This is a genomic window from Ferruginibacter sp. (genome assembly GCF_031430955.1).
GTDB lineage: Bacteria > Bacteroidota > Bacteroidia > Chitinophagales > Chitinophagaceae > Ferruginibacter.
Genome location: NZ_JANPCM010000113.1, coordinates 1 through 5916 on the forward strand (window position 1 = coordinate 1; position 5916 = coordinate 5916).

Sequence of the window (5916 nt, forward strand, 5' to 3'; positions counted from 1 at the left end):
TCCGAATTACCCAAAGGTTATGTATACGATTCTGTTCCTGCACACTGGAAATCGATGCTGCAAAAAGTTACACCGCCAGAGAAAGGCATTCCAGCTGCAAAGAATTTTTACATCAGCAACATCACTGCCACACATGCAAAAATTGTTTTTGATGCAGTAGGTTATCCGCAATCCACGCTTAAAAATTTTGTTTTCAGTAACAGCAGAATTTCTGCAGCAGTATTAGGCACTATGGAATATATCGAAGGCTGGAAGTACAATAATTTTACTATCAGTATTGATAAAAATGCTCCGCCACCAAAAGCAGCAGGTAAAGAAAATGAAGAACGGTTGAAATAATTGAGATGCTTGAAAATTGAAATTTTCAGAATTTATTTTTTTAACCTGGCTTTGAAGCTATGTGGATCTTCATAGGCGTCGTCCCGATGCATCGGGATACAGGATATCTTTATTGAACTTTTATTAAAGCGTAAATATGAAATACAAAATAATTTTTATTGCCTGCATTTTTTTTCTCAGCCTTGGTTCGTGTCTCACGAACCATTCGCTTCGGTACAATTAATAAAAAGAATGAAAAATATTTAATTGTTAATAAAATTAATTATGAAAAAAAGTATTTTTATTATCACAATTCTTTTTTTTCAATTAAAAAGTTTTTGCCAAAACCCCCTAACACTCTGGTACGACAAACCTGCCAAAGAATGGAACGAAGCCTTACCCATTGGCAATGGAAGCTTAGGTGCTATGATTTTTGGCGGCATCAAAGAAGAGTTAATACAATTAAACGAACAAACTTTATGGACGGGCGGGCCAGCCAATTTAAACCCCAACCCAACAGCGCAGCAATTTTTACAACCTGCACGTGATGCCCTTTTAAAAGACAGTATTAACCAGGCAGTAAAGCTGCTGAAAAAAATACAGGGTCCTAATACCCAAATGTACCAGCCACTCGGCGATATTATCATAAAACAACAGTTTACCGGTGAAGCCACCAATTATTACCGTGATTTAAATATTGGCAACGCAACAGCCACTACAAAATTTACTGTTGATGGCGTTGAATACACCAGAGAAATATTTTCTTCTGCACCCGATAAAATAATTATCATCCGCTTAAAATCATCTAAAGCAAATGCCTTAAATTTTTCTGTAGATGTAAAGCATGAATTGCAATATCAAAAAATAGTTGCGGCAAATAAAGAATTAATTTTAAAAGGAAAAGCAAGAATCACCAACGACGAAAGAAGAAATCCAAAACCATTAATCTTCGAAGATGGAGTTAACTGTAATGGTATGCGTTTTCAGTTCAGGATAAAAGCAAAAAATAAAGATGGCGAAATTAGCAACACCGATACTTCATTAATTATCAGCAATGCAACTGAAGTTATTTTATACGTTTCGGCAGCAACCAGTTTTAATGGTTACGATAAATGCCCCGACAGTGATGGTAAAGATGAAGAAAAGTTAGCCACTGCATTTTTACAATCAGCACTTAAAAAAAACTATGCCCAATTATTAAGTACACACATAAAAGATTATCAAAAATATTTTAACCGGGTAAGTTTTTCTCTTATAGAAAAAACAGTTTCAAAGGTTCCGGTTGATAAACGTTTGGAAGCTTATAAAAAAGGGGAACCCGATTTAGCATTAGAACAATTGTATTTTCAATTTGGCCGGTATTTATTAATCTGCAGCAGCAGGCCCGGCGGCATGCCTGCTAATTTGCAGGGAATTTGGAATAAAGAAATTCGACCATCATGGCGCAGCAACTACACTACCAATATTAATTTGCAAATGAATTACTGGCTGGCCGAAACCTGCAACCTTTCTGACTTAACACAACCATTGATTGCACACATACAACGTATGGCAAAAAACGGAACAGCCACAGCAAAAAATTATTACAATATGCAGGGCTGGGCAGTGCATCATAACAGTGATATATGGGCGCAAACTAATCCTGTGGGTGAAGGTGGCGGCGATCCTAAATGGGCTAACTGGGCATTGGGCAGCCCGTGGTTATCGCAACATTTATTTGAGCATTATAGATTTACCAGCAATAAAAAATATTTACAGGATACAGCATATCCCTTAATGAAAAGTGCTGCATTATTTTGTATGGACTGGCTGGTAGAAAAAGATGGTTATTTAATTACAGTGCCCTCCACATCACCTGAAAATGTTTATTTACATCCCAATGGTTTTAAAGCGGCCGTTACCGTTGCATCTGCAATGGATATGGAAATTATCTGGGACTTATTTACCAATATTATTGAAGCATCAACCGTATTAAATACCGACAAAAATTTTGCAGCATTAATAAAACAAAAAAGAGATCGGCTCAGTCCGCTTAAAATTGGTAACAAAGGAAATTTAGTAGAGTGGTATGGCGATTGGGATGATGAAGATCCACAGCACCGGCATGTGTCGCAGTTGTTTGCTTTGCACCCGGGAAGAGAAATTTCTCCACTGCTGGATACAGCTTTTGCAAACGCTTGTAAAATAACTTTAGCAATAAGGGGAGACGGTGGCACGGGCTGGAGCAAAGCCTGGAAAATAAATTTTTGGGCAAGATTGTTAGATGGCGATCATGCATACAAAATGTACCAGGAGTTATTAAAAACTTCCACAATGAATAATTTATTTGATACGCATCCGCCTTTTCAGATTGATGGAAATTTTGGTGCCACCGCCGGCATTGCCGAAATGCTGTTGCAAAGCCATTTGAATTCCATACAACTATTACCTGCATTGCCCACCGCCTGGAAAAACGGCAGCATAAAAGGTTTATGTGCAAGAGGCGGTTTTGTAATAGATATGGATTGGAAAGAAGGCAAGCTTACTTCATTAAAAATATTCTCGGGTGCTGGCGGCATTTGTAAAATATTATTGCAAAATTATTTTACACCTGTTACAAACACGGCAATTAAAAAAATAAAAACATTGGGGCAGGGGAGTGTGTACAGTTTTGATACAAAAAAGGGAAATGCTTATTCTTTTACTTTTAAATAATTCAACATTTTGAAAAAGAAGATATTGCAATTTATACACAGTAGTTACCACAGGTACATTTACTAAAAAAATTGCTTAGTTTCCCTCATAAAAATAAGGAACGGATGTTTTATTTTTACAATAGCATTTATTTCTTTAATCCACCTAAAATATCTTTTATGAAAACTCTTTTTACACTTTTAGTTATTGCTTTTGTTTTCGCATCATGTGCCCGTTCTGTAACTATGTCGCAGGCGGCAAATAATAATTACAGAAGTTCGAGAAGTGTGAGGTGATTATTTATTTTTTCTCTTCTTCACAAAAGTTTATGTCTCACAAATCTTTTGCTTCAATTTGGAGTATGGTTCGTGAGACATGGACAGCTTAACCAACATTTCAGGCGTTACAATCTGCAACAAATTTTTCAGGCTCATCTGGCGTTAAAATTATTTTTTTATTGTTTAACATTTTAACTAAAACTATTCTGTCTTTACGTGTTGCATACCAGGTCATAGTGCCTAATTTTGCATTTGCAAATTTTCCACAGTAACCGAAAAAACCACCCACTCCAAAAATCCTCACAGACCAACTAAGTTTTTCTTTATCCACCAACTCCACACTTTTAATTTTGCTCCGCTCAATTTTTACGTCTGAAAAGAGCCTGTGCACAATAAGATTGCCGGCAGTAAGGCTGTACTTAACTGGCCTGAAAGCAAAAACAATAAAATAAATTATCAATAAACCAACTGTAATATAAATTGGAGTTGCGCTTGCTGTTGCATCTTTAATTATTGAATATTGCCCGATAATGATAGCGGCAAATAATATTGTAATGCCCAATGTAATTACTTTTGTTACGTTATCCAAAGATGTTTTGTATGTCATAGTTGAAGTTATGTATTTTTTTCAAATCTTATTCTCCAGCCTTGGTTTGTGTCTCGCTAACCATTGCACTAAAAACAGGAGTACTGTTTCTTTAAACATGAAACAATATACATAACCACTGCAGTTATCCAAATGTGGGAATGATATAAATTTTTTACAAAATGCTGTAACATTCATCAAACCGCATAAACTCATCTTTGCTTTACAAATAATTTAAATTATTTCTAAATAAACTTATGCCATCAGGTATTGGAACTGCAGATTATAGTGATAGTGCCCTGGCATACTAATTGGCGATACAAACAAAAGATGTAATCATTAAATAATAAAATATAAATAAATGAAAATACTAATTGTGTTAACCTCACATAGTGCTTTAGGCGACACTGGAAAAAAAACCGGTTTTTGGATTGAAGAATTTGCAGCACCATACTATGTGCTTGCTGATGCCGGTGCCATTATTACCATTGCATCACCACTTGGCGGTCAGCCCCCGGTTGATCCAAAGAGTGAAGCCCCCGACGCACAAACACCTGCTACAAAAAGATTTTACGCAGATTTAGATGCTATTGATAAAGTTGCCAATACAATAAAATTAAGTGGTGTTAAACAGGATGATTATGATGCTGTTTTTTATCCCGGGGGTCATGGTCCAATGTGGGATTTGGCAAATGATAAAACCTCCATTAAATTAATTGAAGATTTTTACAATACACAAAAACCTGTTGCATTTGTATGCCATGCGCCGGCAGCTTTAATTAAAGTAAAGGCAGAAAATGGCCAGCCACTTGTAAAAGGAAAAAAGGTAACCGGATTTTCAGATACCGAAGAAGAAGCCGTAGGATTAACAAAAGTGGTGCCTTTTTTATTAGAAGACGAATTGAAAAAATTAGGGGCACATTACAGTAAAGGAGCCGACTTTGGTTCGTTTGCTGAGCAGGATGGCTTATTAATTACCGGGCAAAACCCAGCCTCTTCAGAAGCAGTTGCTAAGTTGCTTTTAAAAACGCTTATTGGTAAAAAAGAATAAATAAAATAAGTGTGCCTTGGTTAATGTTTCAGGAACCAAGGCACTGATGTTTGTTTGTCAAGCCACACTTGCACAAAACCCAATCCAGCCGTTTTTTTAAGCTAAGTTTTGAATGTTAATTTTGTCTTTTCCGACTTTTACAAACATATAAACCGTTATAAAAGTTAAAATCATAGCAGGTAATCCTCGATACATTAAATCGGCATTGACTAATTCTTCGATTTTTAAGCGTGAATAATTATGTTCCAAAAAGCCTTGTAATTTAGTAGCGATATAAATTGCTGAAATGAAGAAAATCCAAAGAATAGTTAATCCATAAATGCCTACAAAATACTTTGGAATACTTTTAGGTCGCAACCAAAACATAGGAATTGTTAGTAACATAGGTGTAAAAGCCAAAATTAAAAAAATGAAAAACAAAGGAGGTAATATGGCATTTCTGAATGCCGTCCAATCAGCAGAACCAACCGTCGTGTATAACTGAAAAGCTACAGTAGAATCATAGTTTGTGTTAAATAGGGTAAGTGCAAAAAATAAAATGAAAATCCATCGGCTCATAAATTTTATATGGCTTAAATAACGGTTGAGTAACCAAAAACCAATTAGTATTTGTAGAAAGCTGGGGATGATTTGAAAATACTTACTGATATGCATTAATTTTTGAAATAAAGCTTCATTATAACCTGAAATCCACAATGACAACTGCAATGGCATGATAAAAAACAGTGTTGCAATTGTAGATATAGAAGCTAAAACTATCGACATCCAAATTGCACTTCGAGGAAAAGAAGTTGGTCGAAACCAAAGTAATAAAACGGATGTAAAGAATAAAGCAACGGAGGAATAAGTCATTAGAATTCTGGTAGAAGTATTGAAAACTGCCAAGTATTCGTCATAATGTTCATGAATTTTAGGAAGCGACGGATAAATAAAAAAATAGTTGGCAACTATGGTTGAAAAAAAATAAAATATAACCAGAAAATAAGCGGTTATAACAGCAATCGTTTTTA

The 5916-nt window shown here is 35.4% G+C and carries 4 protein-coding genes and 1 pseudogene; 3 read left to right on the top strand and 2 right to left on the bottom strand.

From position 1 onward, the window contains the following. Together ACY65O_RS03080 and ACY65O_RS03085 are read left to right on the top strand one after the other, a co-directional pair. A pseudogene (locus ACY65O_RS03080) lies at positions 1–339 on the top strand (hypothetical protein); the annotation flags it as partial. Between the two features lie 264 nt (positions 340–603). Next, positions 604–3012, top strand: coding sequence for a glycoside hydrolase family 95 protein (locus ACY65O_RS03085; RefSeq protein ID WP_462219385.1), 2409 nt, complete (start codon positions 604–606; stop codon positions 3010–3012). 375 nt (positions 3013–3387) lie between these two features. Here the strand turns inward: ACY65O_RS03085 and ACY65O_RS03090 are convergent, their stop codons facing one another. Further along, positions 3388–3876 (bottom strand): PH domain-containing protein, encoded by a 489-nt coding sequence (locus ACY65O_RS03090; RefSeq protein WP_462219386.1) that lies wholly within the window; start codon positions 3874–3876, stop codon positions 3388–3390. 340 nt (positions 3877–4216) lie between these two features. Between ACY65O_RS03090 and ACY65O_RS03095 the strand changes: the two genes are divergently transcribed. After that, positions 4217–4906 carry a type 1 glutamine amidotransferase domain-containing protein gene (locus tag ACY65O_RS03095; protein ID WP_462219387.1) on the top strand — a complete coding sequence of 230 codons (690 nt, stop codon included), beginning with the start codon at positions 4217–4219 and terminating at the stop codon, positions 4904–4906. 96 nt (positions 4907–5002) lie between these two features. Here ACY65O_RS03095 and ACY65O_RS03100 read toward each other — a convergent pair. Next, positions 5003–5916: hypothetical protein (locus ACY65O_RS03100; RefSeq protein ID WP_462219388.1), on the bottom strand; the 914-nt coding region annotated here is incomplete at its 5' end.

Coding starts and splice junctions, on each gene's coding strand:
- ACY65O_RS03085 (WP_462219385.1), top strand. CDS start 604: ATGAAAAAAAGTATTTTTATTATCACAATTCTTTTTTTTCAATTAAAA.
- ACY65O_RS03090 (WP_462219386.1), bottom strand. CDS start 3,876: ATGACATACAAAACATCTTTGGATAACGTAACAAAAGTAATTACATTG.
- ACY65O_RS03095 (WP_462219387.1), top strand. CDS start 4,217: ATGAAAATACTAATTGTGTTAACCTCACATAGTGCTTTAGGCGACACT.